The organism is Pseudomonas sp. N-137, from assembly GCF_034555295.1.
Classification (GTDB): Bacteria; Pseudomonadota; Gammaproteobacteria; order Pseudomonadales; family Pseudomonadaceae; genus Aquipseudomonas; species Aquipseudomonas rhizophila.
This window is the reverse complement of sequence record NZ_JAXUDQ010000027.1, coordinates 1-19,163: the sequence shown is the minus strand read 5'-3', so window position 1 is coordinate 19,163 and position 19,163 is coordinate 1. Positions and strand designations below refer to the sequence as shown.

18 protein-coding genes and 2 pseudogenes are annotated in these 19,163 nt (G+C 54.5%); 8 read left to right on the top strand and 12 right to left on the bottom strand.

Features of this window, described 5'->3' with window-relative positions; all coding sequences use genetic code 11:
• Positions 1–206: 206 nt before the first annotated feature.
• The 3 genes from T3A99_RS18435 (at position 207) to T3A99_RS18425 (ending at position 2,564) form a co-directional block, all read left to right on the top strand.
• Entirely contained in the window at positions 207–1,229 is a 1,023-nt protein-coding gene (locus T3A99_RS18435; RefSeq protein WP_322834664.1) for an AraC family transcriptional regulator, read from the top strand.
• 181 nt (positions 1,230–1,410) lie between these two features.
• Positions 1,411–2,166, top strand: a complete 756-nt coding sequence (locus tag T3A99_RS18430) for a class II aldolase/adducin family protein (RefSeq protein ID WP_322834663.1) — start codon at positions 1,411–1,413, stop codon at positions 2,164–2,166.
• 101 nt (positions 2,167–2,267) lie between these two features.
• Positions 2,268–2,564, top strand: a complete 297-nt coding sequence (locus T3A99_RS18425; protein WP_248482966.1) for an SCP2 sterol-binding domain-containing protein — start codon at positions 2,268–2,270, stop codon at positions 2,562–2,564.
• A 66-nt stretch (positions 2,565–2,630) separates the two neighbouring features.
• On the opposite strand, the gene T3A99_RS18420 is transcribed toward T3A99_RS18425, so the two are convergent.
• From T3A99_RS18420 to T3A99_RS18390, 7 genes and pseudogenes are all read right to left on the bottom strand, one after another.
• Positions 2,631–3,035 carry a hypothetical protein gene (locus T3A99_RS18420; protein ID WP_322834662.1) on the bottom strand — a complete coding sequence of 135 codons (405 nt, stop codon included), beginning with the start codon at positions 3,033–3,035 and terminating at the stop codon, positions 2,631–2,633.
• Positions 3,007–3,462: pseudogene (locus tag T3A99_RS18415) on the bottom strand (SDR family oxidoreductase). The gene T3A99_RS18420 and the pseudogene T3A99_RS18415 overlap by 29 nt, the downstream one beginning before the upstream one ends.
• 34 nt (positions 3,463–3,496) lie before the next feature.
• Positions 3,497–4,156, bottom strand: coding sequence for an SMP-30/gluconolactonase/LRE family protein (locus tag T3A99_RS18410; protein WP_322834661.1), 660 nt, complete (start codon positions 4,154–4,156; stop codon positions 3,497–3,499).
• A complete protein-coding gene (locus T3A99_RS18405) occupies positions 4,122–4,391 on the bottom strand; it encodes an SMP-30/gluconolactonase/LRE family protein (RefSeq protein ID WP_322834660.1) in 270 nt (89 codons plus the stop codon). Before T3A99_RS18405 ends, T3A99_RS18410 begins: the two co-directional genes overlap by 35 nt.
• 33 nt (positions 4,392–4,424) lie before the next feature.
• Positions 4,425–5,615 (bottom strand): MFS transporter, encoded by a 1,191-nt coding sequence (locus T3A99_RS18400; RefSeq protein ID WP_322834659.1) that lies wholly within the window; start codon positions 5,613–5,615, stop codon positions 4,425–4,427.
• A 37-nt stretch (positions 5,616–5,652) separates the two neighbouring features.
• Entirely contained in the window at positions 5,653–7,089 is a 1,437-nt protein-coding gene (locus T3A99_RS18395; RefSeq protein WP_322834658.1) for a coniferyl aldehyde dehydrogenase, read from the bottom strand.
• Between the two features lie 55 nt (positions 7,090–7,144).
• Positions 7,145–8,377 (bottom strand): amino acid deaminase/aldolase, encoded by a 1,233-nt coding sequence (locus tag T3A99_RS18390; protein ID WP_322834657.1) that lies wholly within the window; start codon positions 8,375–8,377, stop codon positions 7,145–7,147.
• Between the two features lie 263 nt (positions 8,378–8,640).
• On the opposite strand from T3A99_RS18390, the gene T3A99_RS18385 reads away from it, so the two are divergent.
• The 3 genes from T3A99_RS18385 (at position 8,641) to T3A99_RS18375 (ending at position 11,388) form a co-directional block, all read left to right on the top strand.
• Positions 8,641–9,438, top strand: coding sequence for an SDR family NAD(P)-dependent oxidoreductase (locus tag T3A99_RS18385; RefSeq protein WP_248482958.1), 798 nt, complete (start codon positions 8,641–8,643; stop codon positions 9,436–9,438).
• A gap of 512 nt (positions 9,439–9,950) precedes the next feature.
• Complete coding sequence (locus tag T3A99_RS18380; RefSeq protein ID WP_248482954.1) at positions 9,951–10,556, top strand: DUF3223 domain-containing protein; 606 nt, start codon at positions 9,951–9,953, stop codon at positions 10,554–10,556.
• A 583-nt stretch (positions 10,557–11,139) separates the two neighbouring features.
• Positions 11,140–11,388, top strand: a complete 249-nt coding sequence (locus T3A99_RS18375) for a CsbD family protein (RefSeq protein WP_248482952.1) — start codon at positions 11,140–11,142, stop codon at positions 11,386–11,388.
• Positions 11,389–12,438: 1,050 nt separating this feature from the next.
• Here the strand turns inward: T3A99_RS18375 and T3A99_RS18370 are convergent.
• Genes T3A99_RS18370 through T3A99_RS18360 form a run of 3 tightly spaced genes read right to left on the bottom strand, consistent with a single transcriptional unit; the run spans position 12,439 to position 15,776 of the window.
• Positions 12,439–13,323 (bottom strand): SMP-30/gluconolactonase/LRE family protein, encoded by an 885-nt coding sequence (locus tag T3A99_RS18370; protein WP_248482950.1) that lies wholly within the window; start codon positions 13,321–13,323, stop codon positions 12,439–12,441.
• A 33-nt stretch (positions 13,324–13,356) separates the two neighbouring features.
• Positions 13,357–14,529 (bottom strand): MFS transporter, encoded by a 1,173-nt coding sequence (locus T3A99_RS18365; RefSeq protein ID WP_248482948.1) that lies wholly within the window; start codon positions 14,527–14,529, stop codon positions 13,357–13,359.
• Entirely contained in the window at positions 14,526–15,776 is a 1,251-nt protein-coding gene (locus T3A99_RS18360; protein ID WP_248482946.1) for an NAD(P)/FAD-dependent oxidoreductase, read from the bottom strand. Before T3A99_RS18360 ends, T3A99_RS18365 begins: the two co-directional genes overlap by 4 nt.
• An 801-nt stretch (positions 15,777–16,577) precedes the next feature.
• On the opposite strand from T3A99_RS18360, the gene T3A99_RS18355 reads away from it, so the two are divergent.
• A complete protein-coding gene (locus T3A99_RS18355; RefSeq protein WP_248482944.1) occupies positions 16,578–17,396 on the top strand; it encodes an SDR family oxidoreductase in 819 nt (272 codons plus the stop codon).
• 474 nt (positions 17,397–17,870) lie between these two features.
• Here T3A99_RS18355 and T3A99_RS18350 read toward each other — a convergent pair whose 3' ends face one another.
• Both T3A99_RS18350 and T3A99_RS18345 read right to left on the bottom strand, forming a co-directional pair.
• Positions 17,871–18,179: a helix-turn-helix domain-containing protein gene (locus tag T3A99_RS18350; RefSeq protein WP_248488239.1), complete on the bottom strand. Its 309-nt coding sequence runs from the start codon at positions 18,177–18,179 to the stop codon at positions 17,871–17,873.
• Between the two features lie 33 nt (positions 18,180–18,212).
• Positions 18,213–18,374, bottom strand: coding sequence for an AraC family transcriptional regulator ligand-binding domain-containing protein (locus T3A99_RS18345; RefSeq protein WP_248482943.1), 162 nt, complete (start codon positions 18,372–18,374; stop codon positions 18,213–18,215).
• Between T3A99_RS18345 and T3A99_RS18340 the strand changes: the two are divergent.
• A pseudogene (locus T3A99_RS18340) lies at positions 18,354–19,163 on the top strand (alanine racemase); the annotation flags it as partial. The gene T3A99_RS18345 and the pseudogene T3A99_RS18340 overlap by 21 nt on opposite strands.

Sequence of the window (19,163 nt, the reverse complement as noted above, 5' to 3'; positions counted from 1 at the left end):
CTCGTTATTATTGTTAGGCGCGCTGTGAACTTGCCAAGACGCCCTATAGAAATAATCCTTTGATGCGTTGCGGGGCAGGGGGGGGGGAGGCCAGATTGGGGGCATATGAGGACAGTCTTTGTTCGTGCGTGGATTCAGGCGGGCAAATGTCTATGATGCCCTCCCGGTGAATCCCCAGGCGGCTCATTCAGTCAGGAACCTTGAACATGCAGATGGACGTCGATCAGCACCAGGAACTTGCTCTGGTGTCGCCCTTTATGATGCTGACGCTGGCACAAACCGCGATGCAAGAGGGCGTCAGTGGCCAGAGCCTGTATCGCGGCCTGGGCTCCACCCTGGAGGATCTGCAGGATCCGGAACAGCGCATTTCCTATCGTCAGGCGTTGGCAATGATCCAGCTTGCGCTCAAGGCGGTGCCTAGCCAGGGGGTGGGCTTGCGCGTTGGTAGCCGGAACGTGTTGGGCACACTTGGGTTGCTTGGGTATGCCCTGTCACTGTGCAGGACCCTGCGCGATGCATTTACGATCAGCGCCCGCTATCAGAGCACCAGTGGTGGCATCGCTCATGCGACCTTTCACGAAGGGCCGCGTGAAACCTTTGTCGAGATCGAGAGCCAACTGTTCGATAACGGTGTCCAGGTCTTTTGCGCCGAAGAGCTGTTCGCCAGCCTCATGGTATATGGCCGGGCCTTGCTGGGCGTTGACTTTAGCCCGATACGCGTAGAGTTCATGCACGCCGCTACAGGCCATACTGACGCCTATCAAGCGATATTCGGCCCCGATATACGCTTCGGTTGCCTGCAATACCGGCTGGTGCTTTCGACTCACTGGCTGGACACACGTCTGCCCAATCACCATCCGCTCGCCTTGCGTCAGGCATTGCAGTTGCTGGAGACACAAAGCACCCAATGGCATCGCAAGATGGACTTGATCCAGGCAGTGGAGCGCGAAATATTCCGCGATTTGCAAGGCAGCAGCATCAGGAGCATTGCCCAAAGCCTGAACATGAGTGATCGCACCCTGCGTCGTCGGCTGACCGCACATGCCCTGACTTATGAGATGTTGCGCGACCAGGTACGTTACATGCGCTCCCAGCGTTTGCTGGAAACCCCGGGCCTGTCCGTCGAGCGCGTTTCCCATGAGCTGGGTTACAGCGACATACGCAGTTTTCGCCGCGCGTTCAGGCGCTGGACGGGACAGACCCCCAGTGCTTTTCGGGCACGCGATTGAGTCGGTTTCTTCAGGGCATCCAACAGCCGTATCGGCGAACTCGCGTGCAGGCGCAACCCTGTGCTGATGCTGACCTGAAATGACTCCCAGCTGTCCCTTTGAGCAACGGAGAAGCCCTGGGCCTGGCTTTATGCTTACCGTGTAGAACTGACAATAAGAACCATACGGTAAGGAGATTCAAATGCACATGCCTTCGCTCAAGGCGCAAGTGAGTGAGCAGGAGTGGCAGCTGCGATGTGATCTGGCGGCGTGCTATCGACTGGTTGCGTTGTATGGCTGGACGGATCTGGTGTTCACTCACATCAGTGCCCGTGTTCCAGGCCCGGAACACCATTTTCTGATCAACCCGTACGGGCTTCTGTTCGAGGAGGTCACGGCGTCTTCACTGGTGCTGGTGGATCAGGAGGGCAATCAGGTTCGCGAATCCGGATTCAATGTGAACCGTGCGGGCTTTGTCATCCACAGTGCGGTCCACGCCGCTCGCAACGATGTGCAGTGCGTGCTGCATACGCACACGCGCACGGGCGTTGCCGTAAGCGCACAACGGGCCGGCGTGTTACCGGTGTCGCAGCAGGCGTCATTCGTCCTCAGCGGGCTTGGCTATCACGATTACGAAGGAGTCGCCCTGCGTGATGAAGAGAAGCCGCGGTTGCAGGACGACCTGGGCCCGAATACGTTCCTGATGTTGCGCAACCATGGGCTGCTCACGGTCGGCCGAACCGTCGCCGATGCGTTCCTGGCGATGTACATGTTTGAGAGTGCCTGCCAGATCCAGATCAGCGCGCAGGCCAGCGGCGACTTGCTGACCATTGATCCGCAGATCCTCAAAGGCGTGGCTGACGCAGCGCGGGTGCAGACCGAAGGTCTGGGAGGCGGTTTTGTCTGGCCGGCCTTGCTGCGCAAGCTCGATCGCCTGGATCCCCACTACAAGGACTGATCGGCGCCTTCGCGCCACGTACCGCTCGACTTCCGGGCGTAGGTCCGGGAAATCATGTTTATCTATCCCGAGTGCTTTGAGCACTGTATTGGAGTTTCAAGATGGAATACCTCGCCGAAGTGACCGAAAAATTCAAGTCCTCTATCGCAAGCGGCCCTGTTCCCGCTACCAGCCTGAAAGTCCACCTCAAGGACATAGGATTTCTCTGCGTTTCGGGCACCACAGTGTCGAACGACGATATCGAGGCCGATACAACCATCTCCATTTCACGCAAGGACTTCGAAAGCCTGGTGGCGGGCAAGTTGAACGCACCGGTGGCGTTCATGCAGGGCAAGATCAAGATCAAGGGCGATCCGGGGGCTGCCTTGCAATGGCTGCCGGTGTTTCAGCGAGGTTAAAGAAAAAAGTCATGGCGATTGGTATCGCCATGGCTCAAGGGCCCCAATAGCACCGACAGGTCGGCGTTATTGGGGCCTTTTGCTTAGTGAGAAGTTTCGGCTCGCCATGCCTGTTGCGCCTGTTTGCCGATTTCTTCCATCGTGTCGAAGAGATTGCGCATTTTTTTCGGGTCGGTCCCAGCATTCGGATCGCGCGGGCCTGTTCGGGCGGCATGAACACTTCAACGGATTTTTCTTGATGGCCTTGAACAGGGTTTGCGCGACGAACTCGGCCGTCACCGGTTCACTGGCAAAGGCAAACGCCGAGGCACCATGCTGAGCTTCCTGCTCCAGCATCAGGGTTTGCGTTGATGTCGGGTGGAGAATGGTGAAGTTCACCGGGCCGTGGCGCTCCTCCAGCGCCAGCGCATGATGAAAGGCGCGCAATGCCTGTTTCGACGCCCTATAACTGGCGATCCCGGGGATGGGCATGAGCGGTCATGTTGCACACCGTCACTATGTGGCCATGACCCTGTTTGGTAAAACGCCTGAGCACCGCCAAGGTGCCGGTGAGGGGGCCGAGAAAGTTGGTATTCAGGGTGCGCTGGTGTTGTTCCAGCGCAATGTCCCTGGCGTAACCGGGGCACACGATGGCCGCATTTTTGATGAGAATATCGAGCTGGCCGAACTGCTCGAAGGTCGCATCGATCGCATGCTCCCACTATACGGCCGAACAGATATCCAACTCGACGGCGCGGGCTTTTTCACCCAGAGAGGCTGCCAAGGCGTGCGCGCCTTTTGCATCGATATCTGCCAGCATCACGTTGTAACCCAATGAAACCGCGAGCCTGGCACTTGAGGCGCCAATACCGCTGGCGGCACCGGTCAGCAAGATAACCTGTGGTTTTTTATTCTTCATAGTGCTGTTCCTGTCGCTGCCACAAGAGAGAGGGTTAACGAGAATGTGCTGGGGCGGGGTGGTCGAATCTGTAGGTCGGCGCACCTTGAACATCGATGTTACACGCGAGCAATGTGCCTGCCTGCTCCTGATCGTCGAGCTCCACCGTGAGTGAGGTGACAAACAGGGTACGTCCATCGACAGCGCCGAAGCACGGCATGGTGGTGCCGCTGACCGGCATCTGAAGGCTGCGCAGCAGTTCGCCCTGAGGGGAGACCTGGTTGATCATTCCACGATAGATTCCGGCGCTCCAATAGTCGCCCTGCATGTCTACGGTGCCGCCGTCAGGCCAGCCGGTTTGTTCGAAGTCGAACGAGATCAGCACACGGGGGTTGGAAATCGCGCCACTGGCGAGGTCGAAATCGTACGCGTTGATCGTCGCGCTGATGCCGTCTGTGTGATAGAGCGTTCGATGGTCCGGGCTCCATGCAAGACCGTTCGAGACAAACAGGTTGTCCAGTACCCGCGTAGACGTGCCGTCAGGCGTCACCCGGTACAGCGCTCCCGTGGTATTGATCGTGTTCTGGTCCATGCTGCCGACCCAGAAGCAGCCATCGGGGCCCACTTTGCCATCATTCAGCCGATTATCCGGTCGGTCGGGCTCCGGGTTGACCAGAAACTCAAGCGCATGGGGCTGCGGATCGAACAGGTGCACCCCCCGACTTGAGACCGGCTACGATCCGGTCATCCTGAGTGAGGCCTATGCAGCCGATAGGCGAGAGCATGTCGAAGCGCGTGAGGGCGCGGGTCTGCGGATCGAAATTGAACAGCGCCGGTGCGTCGATATCGACAAACCACAGTACATTCCGTTCGGCATCCCAGAGCGGGCTCTCTCCCACGTGGAAGGGCACATCGATACACAGGGCCATCACGGGTTCTATGATATTCACGGATCAATTTTCCTGGTGGAGTAAGCGAATGGATCAGCCGATTGCTTGTTGAGTCGCTACGTGTGCCCTGTGCTGTCCGCCGCCACGCAACGACAGCCAGACCAGGGGCATGGCCAGGGCGATACCCACGCCCAGCCAGTAGGAGAACGGCATGCCGCCCAACTGCGCGAAGAGTGAACCGGCCACTGCGGTGCCGACGCCTGCGCCGATGAAGGTCACCACCACGCCCCAGGCGACCAGTGAACCATCCGGATCAACCTCGGACAGCAGCCCGGTCATAAACGGAATGATCACGAAGAATGAGGCGTTGAGCGCCAGTTGGCTGAAGAAGTAGGACCAACTGTCCGTGACGCGAAAGAACCAGATGATCGAGCCGATCAAACCCAGTTGTGCGAGCCAGATGATCGCCAGCCGGTGCCCGTGACTGGCGCGCAACGAAGGAATAATCGCGCCGCAGAAGCCCAGCAGGGACGATACGGACAACAGGATGCCGATCATCGAGGGCGATAGCCCTGCATGGCTGCCAACGATGCCGGAGACCGCCCACTGCGAGGCCTGGATGCCGTAGACCAGCCCGGTGACGGCCCAAATGGTCAGCACCAGGCCAATAGGCACGCGGGCACACGAACGCGATTGAGTCGACTGTTGCGTGAACTGGCCTACTCCAAGTATTGCAGGCGCCACGATCACGGCGACGCCGAGCAGCAGCACGAACAAGCAGCGGCCCAGCCAGCTCTCGGGCAGATAGGAAATCACCACCAGAATACTGCCGTTGATGGCCCCGGCCATCAGATTGATTTTGCCCCAGAGCTGGTCGGCTGCGATTCGCTGAGAGATGCCCGCGGCGACGATGACGAACAGAATGCCTTCACAGATCCCGGTGAAACCACGGGCGATGCTAATGGCCGCGGCGGTGGTGACCAGTGCGCTGGCTAACTGACCGCCCAGCGTGCCAAGGACGGCAATCAGTGTGAAACGATGCGTACCCCGGACAATCCAGCGCGGCACGAAGGCGCAACTGAGGGCCACGCCAAGTATTTCCACGCCGGCGATTTGCGTCGCGATGCTCTCATCAAGCTGGAACCGCAACATGACCGCGGCGACCAGGAAGGGGGACAGGACTAGTCCGCTCGTCGCCAGCGAGTAAGCAAGGGCGAGCCTGATAACCTCGCGGGACTTGAGTTCAGGACGCAAGGGTAACGTTGCCACTGAAGCTGATTTCATGGGTCCACCTAACTTACTTATTGTTATGAGAGAACCGTTACTTTCCCAGCATCAGACGCGTGATCAAGCGTGTGAGTTTTCCGTAGGGCGCTGCGATCCGATGGGACATGTTGAAACGGCTCAGCTTGAATACACCGCGGGCGTGGGACATTTGCACGAAACCATCGTAACCGTGATAAGCCCCGGTGCCGCTTTCGCCGACACCGCCGAAGGGCAAGTCTTCCTGTGTGGCATGGAGCATCGTGCCATTGATCGTGACGCCGCCGGAGCGGGTGCGGTCCAGCACCTGCTCAATGCTCGCCCCGTTATGGGTGAAGCAATAGAGGGCCAAGGGCTTGGGTCTGTCGTTGATCAGTTTTATGGCGTCATCCAGGGTTGCATATCCGATAACCGGCAGAATGGGCCCGAAGATCTCCTCGCGCATTACGGTATTGTCCAGGCACACATCAGTCAGGATCGTCGGCGGGATCTTGCGCTCCTGCGCTGAGCCTTCATTAGTTGGCCGCCAGACCCTCGCGCCAGAAAACTCGGCTTGCTCGATCATGTCATCGAGCCTCTCGTAATGTCGCTGGGAGACGATCGAGGTGTAGTCCTGGTTGGCGCTGATGCGCGGGTAAAGCGCTTTTGCCGCATCCAGCAAGGCGAGCGCGAATGTTTCGACTAGGTCGTCGGGCACCAATACGTAGTCCGGCGCCACGCAGGTCTGACCGGCATTGAAGAACTTGCCGATGGCAATGATCCGCGCCGCTTTTTCCAGCGAATAATCGCGGCAGTACACGACTGGCGACTTACCGCCCAGCTCAAGTGTGACCGGTGTCAGGTTGGCGGCGGCGGCCGCCATGACCTGGCGGCCGATGCGTGTCGAACCGGTGAACAGCAAATGATCGAAGGGCAGGGTGCTCAAATGGGCTGCCACTTCCGGCCCGCCGGTGACAACGGCAACCTGATCTGAGGGGAAGGTTGCGCTGATCAGCTCCTTCAATAGCTCAGCGGTGCGTGGCGTCAGTTCCGCCGGTTTGATAATCGCGCGATTACCGGCCGCCAGCGCCTCGATCAATGGGACCAGCGTCAGTGTCAGCGGGTAGTTCCAGGGCGCCATGATGCCGACCACGCCCAATGGTTGATAGACCACTGTTGCGCTAGCGGGTTTGAACGCCATCCCGACCTGGCGTTTCTGGGGGCGCATCCAACGTTTGAGGTGCGAGCGCACATATTTGATGCTGTTCAGAATTGGCATCAGTTCGCCTAGCTCGGTTTCGCTGAACGAGCGATTGCCGAAGTCCATGGAGATTGTGTCCAGAAACCGCTGTCGGTTGCTTTTGACCATCCTCTCCAACTTGTCCAACGCGTCGATGCGTTGCGTGTAGGTGGGGGCTCCATGGAGGCGCACGGCGTGCTGTTGCGCCTCGAAGATCGATTGCAGCTCATTGGCCGAGGCAAGGGGGGCGGGCGCTGAAAATGCGGGATGGCTCATTATTATTTTCCGTTAGCGAATCGCAGTGTGGGCAGGGCGAACAACCTTAATCAGATCAAAAGAAACACTTTTTCTCTCCTCGGTAAGTGAGCACCTTGTCGACGACCTTGCCGCCCTCAATGAGCAACAGTTCATTGAAGCGCTCACACAGCTCACCGGCCTTGGCGTGCCGAAACAGGATGGGCTCGCCAATCGAAGGCGGGGTCGCAAGTGAGTGACGCACCGGAGTTTGTACTTCACCGGCGGACTCATTGGGGATCAACGTGCAACCGGCAGGCAGCCAAGGCTGTGGAAGGCGATCAGGGCCCATCGGCCCAGAGGCGATGTAGCCCCCCCCTGAACAGGTCAAGACGCCTGCCTTCGGCACGCGAGTGATGGCCAAGGCAAAGCCTGCGCAGGGGAGCGGCGTGAACGCCTGGTAATGATCGAACAACGTCGGTGCATAGAGACCGGAGCCTGCGGCCAACTCAGTGACCGATGCGTCTTCACGGGTGCTTTCAAAACTGCCGGTGCCACCACCGTTGACAAAGCGCAGGGTATGCCCATCCTTTTTCAAAGCCGCAACCACGGCCTGACGTCGTGCATTGACCTCGCGGATCGACTTGCGCTTAAGGTAGCGGACCACCACATTCTTGATAGCCTGCCCCGGTACATCGTCCATCAAGCCTGCGATTTGCCCTTCGTATCCCATCAACCCTTCCAGCACTACGCCTTGGCGTTTGGCGATGAATTGCGCGAGGGTCAGCGCGGTCGGTACGTCATGCACAGGTGAGCGGTGCACGCCGAAGTAGACGCCCGGAAAAGCCGAAGACATATCCAGGTCAATGGACAGAGCAATCACCACATCTTCCTCCAGTGCGATCTGGCTGATTTTGATGACCTGTTCGGCACAATCGACCATTAACGTGATCGAACGGCCCTTTTTTATCTGCACCGCTGCCGCCCTGATGTCCGCCAGCTCGACGCTGGGGTAGGCCACAACGATGTCGTCAAAGCCTTCGCTGGCCAGCCACGCCGCCTCACCCACTGAGTAACACAGCAAGCCTTGCATGAACGGTCCGGCTGCAAGGATCCGGCGAATGACGTGTACCGAACGCACTGACTTGGTGACCAGCCGCACAGGCAGGCTGCCCGCACGTAACTTCAGTCGTTCAAGATTGGCGGCGAATTGGTCGAGATCTATGAATGCGGCGGGCAGTGGTTGATTGGCCAGAGCATCGCGGTAATAGAGATAGTCGCGAGGCGGTACTTCAAGGCGTGTTGTTGTTTTTGTGTCTACACGGCTCATCGGGTGGTCTCTGGATGAAATATCGAGTCTTGGCGAGAAAAATACGGCGCCGTATTGGACAAGGATATAGGGGGCGGGTGATGGCCACCTAGGCTATAGATGGCCGTCAAGGGGTCGGAACAGGCCAGCCAACTCGGGGGATGCATGGCCGCTACAGACCCGAAACTGGCCTTGGGGCCTGTGCGGGTATTTCCGGGCGGGCCTCTACACTCACCCTTGGTACACAGCTCTCAATAATTGATAACAAAAACAGAGGTGAAGGCATGCGTTACGCACTGATTACAGGAGCATCGGCTGGGATCGGCGCCGAGCTCGCCCGGTTGTTCGCGCGGGACGGCATCGGCGTAGTGCTGTGTTCCAGTCCGCGTAGTCGTGACAAACTGCAGGCGCTGGCCACGGAGTTGAAAAGACTGCACTCGGTCGACGCTTATGCTCTGTGTGAGGATCTGTCGTTGCCGGGAGCGGCAGAACGCCTGGTTCTCCAGGTCAATGAGTTGACACTGCCGATCGAATACCTGGTCAACAACGCGGGTGCTGGCATTGTTGGCCAGTCTTTTCAAGACCACGACCCTGCTCAGATGACCGGCATGTTGCAACTGAACGTCGTGGCCCTGTCGCAATTGACCTTGCAGTATGTGCGACCGATGATCGAGCGTGGTCGCGGCCGCATACTCAATCTCAGTTCTTCGGCCGGGTATGTGGTTCCCCATGGTCTCGAGGCGGCTTACGCTGCATCGAAGGCCTACGTTATCAGTGTTTCCGAAGCCTTGGCCCATGACCTGCGAGGCACGGGCGTAAGTTGTACCCATATTGCCCCTGGGCCAACACGTACCAACTTCTTCAATGCCGCAGGGTTGATCGATGAGCGCCGTATGGCCAAGCTTGGCTACAGCCAACCGCACGACATCGCGCTGATTGGTTATCGAGCTATGCACGCGGGGCGAACGGCGGTCATGCCGGGCATCAGCAATAAGATTGTCACTTGGTTGGCCCGCATTTCTCCGTCCAGAACCCTGACCGGGATCATTTCTGCGTACGTGGTTTCCCGCAATCTTGATTGAGCCTGAGTGCGCTCCACGGCTAACCCGACAGACATCGGGTTAGCCACGCAGGTCCGTTTCCTTGAATAACGAAACATAACAGCACCGGAATCAACCCCAGGGTAACCAGCGTCCCTAGCACCAGGCCGCCCATCAGCGTGATCGCCATGCCTTCTCACAGTGGCCCGGCAGTAGGCCAGAGTTTTAACTTGAGCTCAGCGACGTGTGCAACCGTGGTGGTTTCCTCGCGCCACTTGCTCATCTGGGTGGTGAAAAAGCTGAAACCTGCGCAGGCAAAAGTGCTCACTGCGCTCGGCTTTGAATTCGCCTGAACAATATTCGGGGAAAATGGGGGGGCGCAGTTTGGCAAGTGCTGCAGGACGTTGGCCTAAGGTTTCATTTATAGCTGCGGATATTCTGACGTGTCTTGGATACGTTACCTTGCGGTTGCGGTTTTGAGTTTACTGATGAGGTAGGGAGGCTTCCGAATGTTCTGGCTGGGGCCATTCGAATAAAAATCAAACAAAAAGCTTTTGGATCGGCTCAAGAACTATCTACAAAAAGCACCGGCAGGCGTGATCACCAATAAGCTTGCATTCAAAAAACTGCACCTGTTGCTTGCGATGCATCCGGACGCGGACAGAAAAATTGGCGTCGGAATTGAACACTTCAGGATCGAGAGAAATGCATTGGGGGCGGGGAAGGGGATCTGGCTCGTCTGCGTGGATGGCAGTGAAGATACCTTTTCCTACAAGCGGTGTATCAGAGGCGTCGTTCAATCATCCCATGGCAAGGTATACGAGGCGTTGAGGTTTGCAGTGCGTCCGCAATTGGTCGCATTTCGCGATGCACTTGGTCTGCCTGTAATGTGTGCGGCGAGCGGAGTGATCATCACACAGCGAAAAGATTTGCACATCGATCATAGGGAGCCGTTTTGGATACTGCTGGAGCGATTTTGCCAAGATCGTAAGGTCGATCTAACTAAGCTTGAAACGTTTGGAAACGGAGAAAAATTGGCATTGGTTGATCAGGATGTCTCATCCGACTTTGCGCAGTACCATCGTCTTCATGCGGAGCTTCAGCCTTTACTGAAAGCTGTCAACGTCGCGAAAGGAGGGCGCTTTGCCGGTAGGATTTAATGGCGATGGAGAACAAATCGATCCACGGTGAAGGTTTGAGGGTGTTTGGCCACACGTTTTTTCGACGGTAGTGTGCTTCCGAGGCAATACAGCGAAATAGAGGTCGTTGGCTGGATGACTGCTCTCTCCGATTGGCTGTCGATAGACCTCGATAGCATGGCTTGGAATGGCTACTGCTTTTGCTCTTGATACGGCTTCAAAAAAGTCCAGAGTCAAGTCCATTCCTGCTTTAGGAATAACAGAAACCTTTTAGCTTTCAACGGGTCGTACGCCAGATGCGAGTCTCGTTTCCCGTTCCAAACACAAAGAAAAAAAGCCACTCTAACGAGTGGCTTTTTTTTGCTTGCGATTTACTGAATAGATGCTTCGGCATCTTTTTTCGCTTATGCACAAAACTATTGAAGTTCAAGAGTGAGAGCACCTCGTATTCCTGCAACATGCCAAAGTAGGCGCATTGCGCGCAGATTCGGACCTCATCAATTTTGAACTAATCATAATTCCCATCCCCCTAATGCTGTGCAGATTGCTCTGGCTCAGGTCGACCTGAAGTATCTACCTATTACGCGCTTAGGTGTGGTGAATTATGAAGAGTGAACAAGTGGAAGGTGTTGCAGAAAAACTTGCCGGCAAAGCGCAGGGTGCCGTTGGGAAATTGTTCGGTGATTCGAAGCTGGAAGCTGAAGGTGCTGGTCGACAGGTTGCTGGTCAACTAACCCAGAGTTACGGCGACGCACTGGATCGCGTGTCTACGTTCGTAAAAGAGAAACCTGTCGCTGCACTTGCAATCGGTGCAGTAGCGCTGTTGGTGCTGGACCGTCTCCTGCGCCGCTGAGTCATACGCCGCGGCCCTCGGCGTAGATTAACGCTTTGATGCTGTCGCGGCTCCTTTCATCTGTAGAGCGCCTTTTCCAAGTGCTCAACGAACACGCGCAATCTGCGCGGAACATGCTGACGAGTCGGAAGCACCCTGTGGCTCACCTGAAGGGTCACTTGCAGCTAATATAGGCGCTTGATAACTAAACTGAAATCGATGATCGAAAGCCCGCGTAGTGCGGGCTTCGTCGTTTCTGGAGCCTGCTAAACCAAGATCAGGAGCCTCCATCCCATCGCTAGGATCTTGGTCTGAACTCTGCACTGTTCAAGCTCAGAGCCGCCTTAAACAGCCGTAGGTTCATCTGGTCTACACCGAGGCGGCTTTTCCAGGGAATGTCCTGGTGTAGGTGAGCCTTATCACAGCGATCCAAAGAAAGCAATGTCCACTTTGGGTCATCTGATCCGAAAGAGCGGTGATCTGTCCGAGCCATCAAGTGAATATATGAAGCAAGTCGTACGGGATTTCATCACGTTGTTCAATTGTCTGTAGTATCAGGATTTCCCGGTGTCGGAGACGCATGCTTTAGCGAGACATGCCGACTGGACGATCCATCTTGGCCTGGTCGTAAGGAAGTGCGCCACACTGCTTGGAGCTAGAACTCAGCCGACCCCCTTAGTGCCATTGAACAGCTGACAAGGTACAGGCACCTCGCTTATTACGCGTAGTCTTTATCCGTCCCGAGGTTCTTTTTCAGGAAAAGTCGGAGAGGCGACAACTATCCTGACACCGGAGGGGGAAGCGGCCTAGTGCAGCAATTTTAAATTGAGGGGGGACTGCCAATGTGGTCTGCTCTGGAGCTACTCGTGGCTTTCGAAATCAAAAACCAAAATTCCAGTTCGTTGCGCGGTATGGAATACAACCGCATCGTTAAAGGATAATTCGAATCATCAATTGGCTGAAAGCAGAGCGCCAGAGGTACCCACCGGTTCTCCGGCAGGACCTCTTGCATACCGTTATGCAACGTTTTATGCAAGCCGCAGTGGAAGATCCGTCGCAACTCCCGTCAACTCAGCGTAAGGTCTCGACACTGAACCTGTATGAAGGAACACCTGCAACGTCAATCTCGCATGAAAGTAAAGTCCCCTCTTGTCGCACATCATCAACATCTGATGCTAAAGATGTCACAAAAAGAGTTGAGGCATCATCCCCCCCCAAACAAGGCATCGTTGTAGCTAAAACAGGCATTTGCAAGCTGCGTAACAATCTTCCTTCGGGAGAAACTTGATTTATTCTTCCTCTGAAAATACCGGCACTCCAGTAATTTCCATGTACATCCATAGTTGCGCCATCGGGCCAGCCAAACTCTTCATGATCGAAAGTGAAAAAATCTCGCTCGTTAGAAATCGTACCGGTAGCAACATCAAAGTCAAACGCCTTGACTGTTGAACTTAACCCATCCGAGTGATACATAATTTTCCCATCAGGGCTCCATGCGAGCCCGTTGGAGATAAAAATCCCATCCTTAACCAGGGTTACTTCTCCGGATGCGGTAATACGGTATAACGCGCCGGAAATATTCATGCTGTTCTCGTCCATACTGCCGACCCAGAAGCAGCCATCCGGCCCAACTTTTCCGTCATTTAGCTGATTGCTGGGGCGGTGTACTTCCGGATTCACGATAAACTCAAGTTCGCCCGTTGCAGGATCAAACAGATGTATGCCTGTTTTAAGCGCCGCGACTAGACGCTCATCCTCAGATAAGCCGATACTTCCAACAAGGGCGGGCATCTGATAACGATTGAGTACGCCACTTTTTGGGTCGTACGAATGAATTGCATGGTTGTTTATATCAACAAACCAAAGCAATGACCGCCTATCATCCCATAGTGGGCTTTCCGCAATCTCAAAAGGCAAATTAGTACACACAGTCATCTGAGGGGCTATTTGATTCATTTTATTTTCCTTCACAGGTAAGCAAAAAACAACTCAGCTCGAATAGCTTAAGGGGTGCTTCCTCCGTTCTCGAAAAGCCGTCCAAACAAAAGGAATAGCTAGAACTATACCGATACCAAGCAAGATTGCGAACTGGCGGCCACCAAAAGAATGATAAAGTTGTCCAGCTATTGCTGTGCCGATGCCCGCGCCTACGAAGGTCAGCACAACCGTTCGAGCCACCAACGTCCCATCGGAGTCTATTTCTGAAAGCAGCCCAGTGAGGAAAGGAATAACCACAAAAAAAGAACAATTCAAAGCAACTTGATTTAGAAATAGGTATAACAGTGTGTTTGACTCGAAAAACCCTATAAGTGAGACAATCATCACTACCTGTGCCAGGAGTATAAGTACTAAACGATGACCATGGCTTCTACTCATGGCGGGAAATATTGCGCCGAGAAAACCGATAAGTGACGAAATCGAAAGAAAAATACCTATTGTTGAGGTCGTCAGACCGGCACGCTCACTCACCAGACCGGCAACTGCCCATTGAGATGCCTGAACGCCATAAATTAGTATCGTTACAGCCCATATCGCAAAAATCAACTCTCTTGACGGCTTACCAGTTGGTAACTTTGATCGCAATCTTTCGCCACTTTCAGCTAAACCTCCTATAGGCAGTACATACTTTGATGTCAAAATAACCAAGCAGAATAACGTGAGGAAAATCCCTCGATTAATCCACGCAGCCGGTAGAAGGGAGGCAAATATCAGAATGCTGCCATTCAATCCGCCTGCGATCACATTGATTTGTCCCCAAACGCGCTCCGCTAATGCTCGTTGCGAAAGAGCAGATGCAATCACTACGAAAATCATCCCCTCGAACAGTCCAGCCATACTCCGCGCAGCACCCATTACCTCAATGGTTGGAGCAAAATAACTTAAGGCCTGTGCGACGCCCGTGCCGAGTACACCGATAACCACAAATATAGGTGCGGCCTTGGTTATCAAACGAGGAAATACAGCGCAACTAATCGCGATGCCTATAATTTCGAGCCCCGCAATCTGCGTTGCGACACCTTCATCTAAACTGAAACGGGACATTACCCCCGCAACGAGAAACGGTATAAAAACGAGCCCGTTTGTCGCAATTGCGTAGCCTAAGGCGAGGCGAATTATTGATTGGATCGTCAATGCTTCCCTTACAATCAATTGCGCCTTCACCGCGGGGTCTCCGCAGAAGTCCTGTTCTCTGTTGGATTTGCACTGTAGTAGTTAGCATAACGAGAACGACACTGTTCGAGCATATCGCTTTCGGGTAATTTCTCAACAAACCGGGAGGGAAGCATTCGTGACAAATTCATTGAAGGCCGACCCGCAATGATCCAGTTGGCCAGCAATTCACCTAGCGCTGGAGACACCGAGAAACCGCCAACATTGCAACCGCCGATAGCATACAAGCCGGCTACACCTGGTACAGGGCCCAGAATATGATCGCCATCGGTTGTCATGGTAGGCAGCCCACCGCGATGTTCTTTTATAGCCACATCACGAAAAACTGGGAATTGTGCTTCAACAGATTTTGCCAGGCGCTTCAATACATCAATATCCAAATCTAGATCTTCAATGCGGAAATCCTTGCCCATTGAGTTTGCACCGTAAAAAATCGGATTGGATTCATAACCGCCAAACATTAGCCCGCCCCTGTCGGGACGGATGTATATATTTGCATCGAGAATTCGGACTGTGGGCTGCGCTGACGTGACTTCAGCGAGTGGCTCGGTAACCATCAACTGATGTCGAACTGGAAATGCCGGCAAAGCAACACCTGCGAAGGATGCTACAAGTCTTAGCCAGCCACCGGCTGCATCTACCACGACAGGGGCTTTGAGATCACCTCGGGATGTAGCCACCCCAGTTACCTGTCCGCGCTCCACAATGATCTGCTCTATCTTAGTGTGAGGCAATAAAGTAGCGCCTAATTTCTGTGCGGCACGCGCATAACCAAGCGGTAGTTGTCCCGGGTCTAAATAGACGTCACTCCGCACGTAACCTGCTGCAAGAATATCCTTTGGATTCAAGAAAGGCATCAATTGAGCGGCTTCCTCGGCGGAAACAAGGTCAACGTCCAACCCCATATATTTGCCGAGCTCAACACCTCCGTGAATCAAGGTGGCATGTTCCGCCGTGCGAGCCAGCGTAAGGCTGCCTGTTTGAAAATACTCCAGTGGCTCGCCAGTTTCTTCGGTAAATTCGATGATCTTTTTAACTGAGTGCGACGCGATATGCGTCATCATTTCTGAACGACGAACCTGACCTGTCAAGCCTGCAGCCCGGGGAGAAGTTTGGGAAGCTATCGCCGCCTGATCGATTAGAGCTACGTTACGACCTGCAGCAGAAAGATGGAACGCCACGCTAGCACCAAATGCACCAGAGCCAATAACTACAACATCGAAGTTACCGATTGTCATTCAACTATCTCCTTAATTATTGTATAGGTAATTGAGACCGACTGAAGCCTGAAGCATTTATCTTGAGGCGCTAAGGTTGCTGCGCCAGCGCCCATATTTAACTTTCTGCATTTTCATAAAAATATAGTATCTGCGCCCCGACGACGATAGGGCGCTTTCGGCCAGAGAAGGGTCTGCCAAGGCCATGAAAAAGGAGCACGATGTCGCGCAAGGAAGCCATTGGACTAGAGGTGTCGTCCTTTCTCGGCTGAATCGTGTCTTATTATCCGCAGAGGCCATGATGCCGAGCACACTACAATGATGGCCGCTATGGATCAGTTACTCTTTTCTTCACGTGGCATTTAACCCAGGTCGCCGCGAACGAACGGCCTGCCAAACCACTTCTGCCAAATACCCTTACGAAATTGCAACCGGCTTAAGACCACCCCAAACCTAGTGGGCCGCATGCGCCAGGAGCTTACTGGCCTGACCGAACCCCTAAAATGGCCTTATTCCCCCTTGGTCGCTAAGCATCCACCCTCATAATCTCTTGAATACGGCGGACGGCCCTGCCATGCAGCTTCATGAACACGAACCCAGTGACAACTTCCCTTTGAGGAGGTTAATAGACGGAGTCGTTGCGGCTCATATTCGATACGGTCACGTCACATATACTTGGAGAAAGCCTTCGCTCAAAACGTCGTTACGATCGGATTACGCTGACTGAAGAGGTCATTCGTTGGCAAAGAATCAGGAATAACCTTCCAGTCATTCCCCTTATTTTGATTGCCTTGCGTTATGGTAATTGCAGGAGTAATACCCATGAAGAAAAAAAATAACCAAGTTATGCTGTTAACTGGTGCCGCCAGCGGTATTGGTGCAGCCACTGCGAAGCTCGCTATATCTCAGGGTTATCGTGTCATGCTGGCAGACATTAATATTAAAGGGGCACGCGAACTGGCGGCGTCCTTGGGTATTAATGCGGGGGCTGTGGGCCTAGATATCTGCTCGGAAAAACAATGGACGAATGCCATCGAGGCGACGATCAGCAAATTCGGCCAGCTTGATATACTCGTCAATAATGCGGCAATCGTTTATACAGGTTACGCACGTGACGTGCCCCTGGCACAACATCAGCGAACACTTGATACCAACTTCATGGGGCCACTTACCGGCACCTTGGCAGTCCTCAAACAATTTAATGCGCAAGGTCATGGCCACATCGTTACGGTGTGCAGCATGACCGCGTTCATGCCTTTTCCCGGTATCGCCAGCTATGGTGCGTCAAAACAGGCGCTTCGAGCATTTCACCATGCACTCGCTCTGGAGGAACGCAATGGCCCAATCGATTTCACCATTTTGCATCCAACGTCAACGGAAACACCGATGCTTGAACAGGAAGCTAAAGACGACGCTTCGTCTTTCGCTTTTGCCAGCGAGCCGGTCACTGCAGAATTCGTCGCACAGACACTGCTCACTGCCATTAAGAAAAAATCAATAGAAGTATTTATGCCGCCCGAGCAGGCTCGCGCAGTACGCATGCTAGGCACCGACCCGAAGAAGATGCGCGCCTTGTTCGATACCATGGAGGAGATCGGCAGGCAAAGCCAACGCGCACGCCGTGCAGAGGCAGATGCGTAGGTTACGGTAAACGCGATTTAACTATAGGTCTTAATACGAAGAGGGGCTCAATCACATGAGCTCCTCTTGCAATAAGACTAGGTCATATTAATAATTCTCGTTAGAGCCAATAGCATTACGCATGCCGTGCTTCAATTTGAATCGCCTCGAGTTTCTTAGGCAGGTAATCCGAGGTTTCAATCAGGGTGAGTAGGGTACTCACAGGGTACCTCCGAAGGGAACAATCAGGGGGTAAACACTCAAGGAGAGTGTTGTACCCGAGGTGGATGCGTAACGGACACCACCTGATGACGCGCTGCGGCGAATTTCAAATACTGCGACTGACGGTCAGGAAGCGAATGCGTACGACGCTGCTGGCCATTCGAGATGAACTGAAGTGCCGACGTCATGAGCCCATCCGGGCTCAAGGGCAATGGCTCACCCAAGTGGTCAGGGGCTACTTCAATTACCACGCGGTGCCGGGAAACCTACAACTTAATGGGACTTCCGAGGCCCATGTCCGGACCAGCGCTTGAACGCTCTGCGAAAGTTGTGTGCGTCGCTGAGGCCTACTTCATACGCCACTTCGTCGATGGTCAACCGTGGGTTGGTGAGCAGGGCGACTGCGTGCACCATTCGAAGTTGATCCAGGACATTCTGGTATGACCTCCCTTGGTCTCCCAGACGCCGTCGCAAAAACCGATCATTCGTGCGCAGTTGTGTAGCGACCGCCGATAGAGACGGAGTCTGGCGTAGATCTCGGCGTACGATGCGTTCTATGGATTCGATAAACTCATCTTCCATCGACTGTTTGGCAACATTCATCTGAAAAAAAACCTACCGGTGGCTAAGCGGGTCGTAGGTCGCTATGCGTTTTTCTCCCCAATGGGCGTCGCAGGAGAATAGGTTTTCCGACTGGTCATAACGTATAGGGCATTTGAATACTTGGTCGTAATGCGCTGAGTAGGACGGTTTTGAATAACTGAGCTCAAGGCCCATGCCCCGATGCGGCCAGTGATGCTGATTGATCTCGACCTGCTCGACCACAATATCGACGTGGTGATGCGATCAGTCAGGCGTGCCGGCAAACACTTGCGGCTGGTGGAGACGTCTCTGCCGTCACCTGGACTGCTGCCTATATCGCAAAACGTGCGAATACCCAACGGCTGATGTCGTTTCATCAGCCGTTTGTGAATCACGATGCGCTGACATTTCCCGAATCGGACATCCTGATCGGCAAACCCTTGCCGGCACGCTCCGCCGAAGTGTTTTATCAAACCCACCGGGGATCCTTCGATCCCTCCAGGCAGTTGCAATGGCTGATTGATACGCCTCAGCGATTGACGGAGTACCTGGCGTTGGCTGAAGGCCTGGGTACGCGAATACGCGTCAATATCGAACTGGATGTTGGCCTGCATCGTGGAGGCATCGCTGACGACGCTCTGTTGGGAACAATGCTCTCGTTGATCAGCGAACATCCGCAGCATCTGGAGCTTCGGGCTTCATGGGGTACGACCCATTCGTGGGTATGGGCGTGCCCGGCGTTCTCGGCTCACCCCAGGACTTGTTCGACAAGGTGATGGTCATTTACAACGCCTGTGTGGATTTTGTGCGCCACCGTTTCCCGGCGCTTTGGCACGACGGGCTCACACTCAATACCGCTGGCAGTCCCAGCTACGGCATGCATGAACAGGAGCGCTTGAGCGGCGAATTTCAGTGGGCACGGCGTTTCTCAAACCCACCCATTACGATCTACCATCCCTGGTCGAACATGTGCCGGCCGCCTTT

Coding starts and splice junctions, on each gene's coding strand:
- T3A99_RS18435 (WP_322834664.1), top strand. CDS start 207: ATGCAGATGGACGTCGATCAGCACCAGGAACTTGCTCTGGTGTCGCCC.
- T3A99_RS18430 (WP_322834663.1), top strand. CDS start 1,411: ATGCACATGCCTTCGCTCAAGGCGCAAGTGAGTGAGCAGGAGTGGCAG.
- T3A99_RS18425 (WP_248482966.1), top strand. CDS start 2,268: ATGGAATACCTCGCCGAAGTGACCGAAAAATTCAAGTCCTCTATCGCA.
- T3A99_RS18420 (WP_322834662.1), bottom strand. CDS start 3,035: ATGCCCATCCCCGGGATCGCCAGTTATAGGGCGTCGAAACAGGCATTG.
- T3A99_RS18400 (WP_322834659.1), bottom strand. CDS start 5,615: ATGAAATCAGCTTCAGTGGCAACGTTACCCTTGCGTCCTGAACTCAAG.
- T3A99_RS18395 (WP_322834658.1), bottom strand. CDS start 7,089: ATGAGCCATCCCGCATTTTCAGCGCCCGCCCCCCTTGCCTCGGCCAAT.
- T3A99_RS18390 (WP_322834657.1), bottom strand. CDS start 8,377: ATGAGCCGTGTAGACACAAAAACAACAACACGCCTTGAAGTACCGCCT.
- T3A99_RS18385 (WP_248482958.1), top strand. CDS start 8,641: ATGCGTTACGCACTGATTACAGGAGCATCGGCTGGGATCGGCGCCGAG.
- T3A99_RS18375 (WP_248482952.1), top strand. CDS start 11,140: ATGAAGAGTGAACAAGTGGAAGGTGTTGCAGAAAAACTTGCCGGCAAA.
- T3A99_RS18370 (WP_248482950.1), bottom strand. CDS start 13,323: ATGAATCAAATAGCCCCTCAGATGACTGTGTGTACTAATTTGCCTTTT.
- T3A99_RS18360 (WP_248482946.1), bottom strand. CDS start 15,776: ATGACAATCGGTAACTTCGATGTTGTAGTTATTGGCTCTGGTGCATTT.
- T3A99_RS18355 (WP_248482944.1), top strand. CDS start 16,578: ATGAAGAAAAAAAATAACCAAGTTATGCTGTTAACTGGTGCCGCCAGC.
- T3A99_RS18350 (WP_248488239.1), bottom strand. CDS start 18,179: ATGGAAGATGAGTTTATCGAATCCATAGAACGCATCGTACGCCGAGAT.
- T3A99_RS18345 (WP_248482943.1), bottom strand. CDS start 18,374: ATGGGCCTTGAGCTCAGTTATTCAAAACCGTCCTACTCAGCGCATTAC.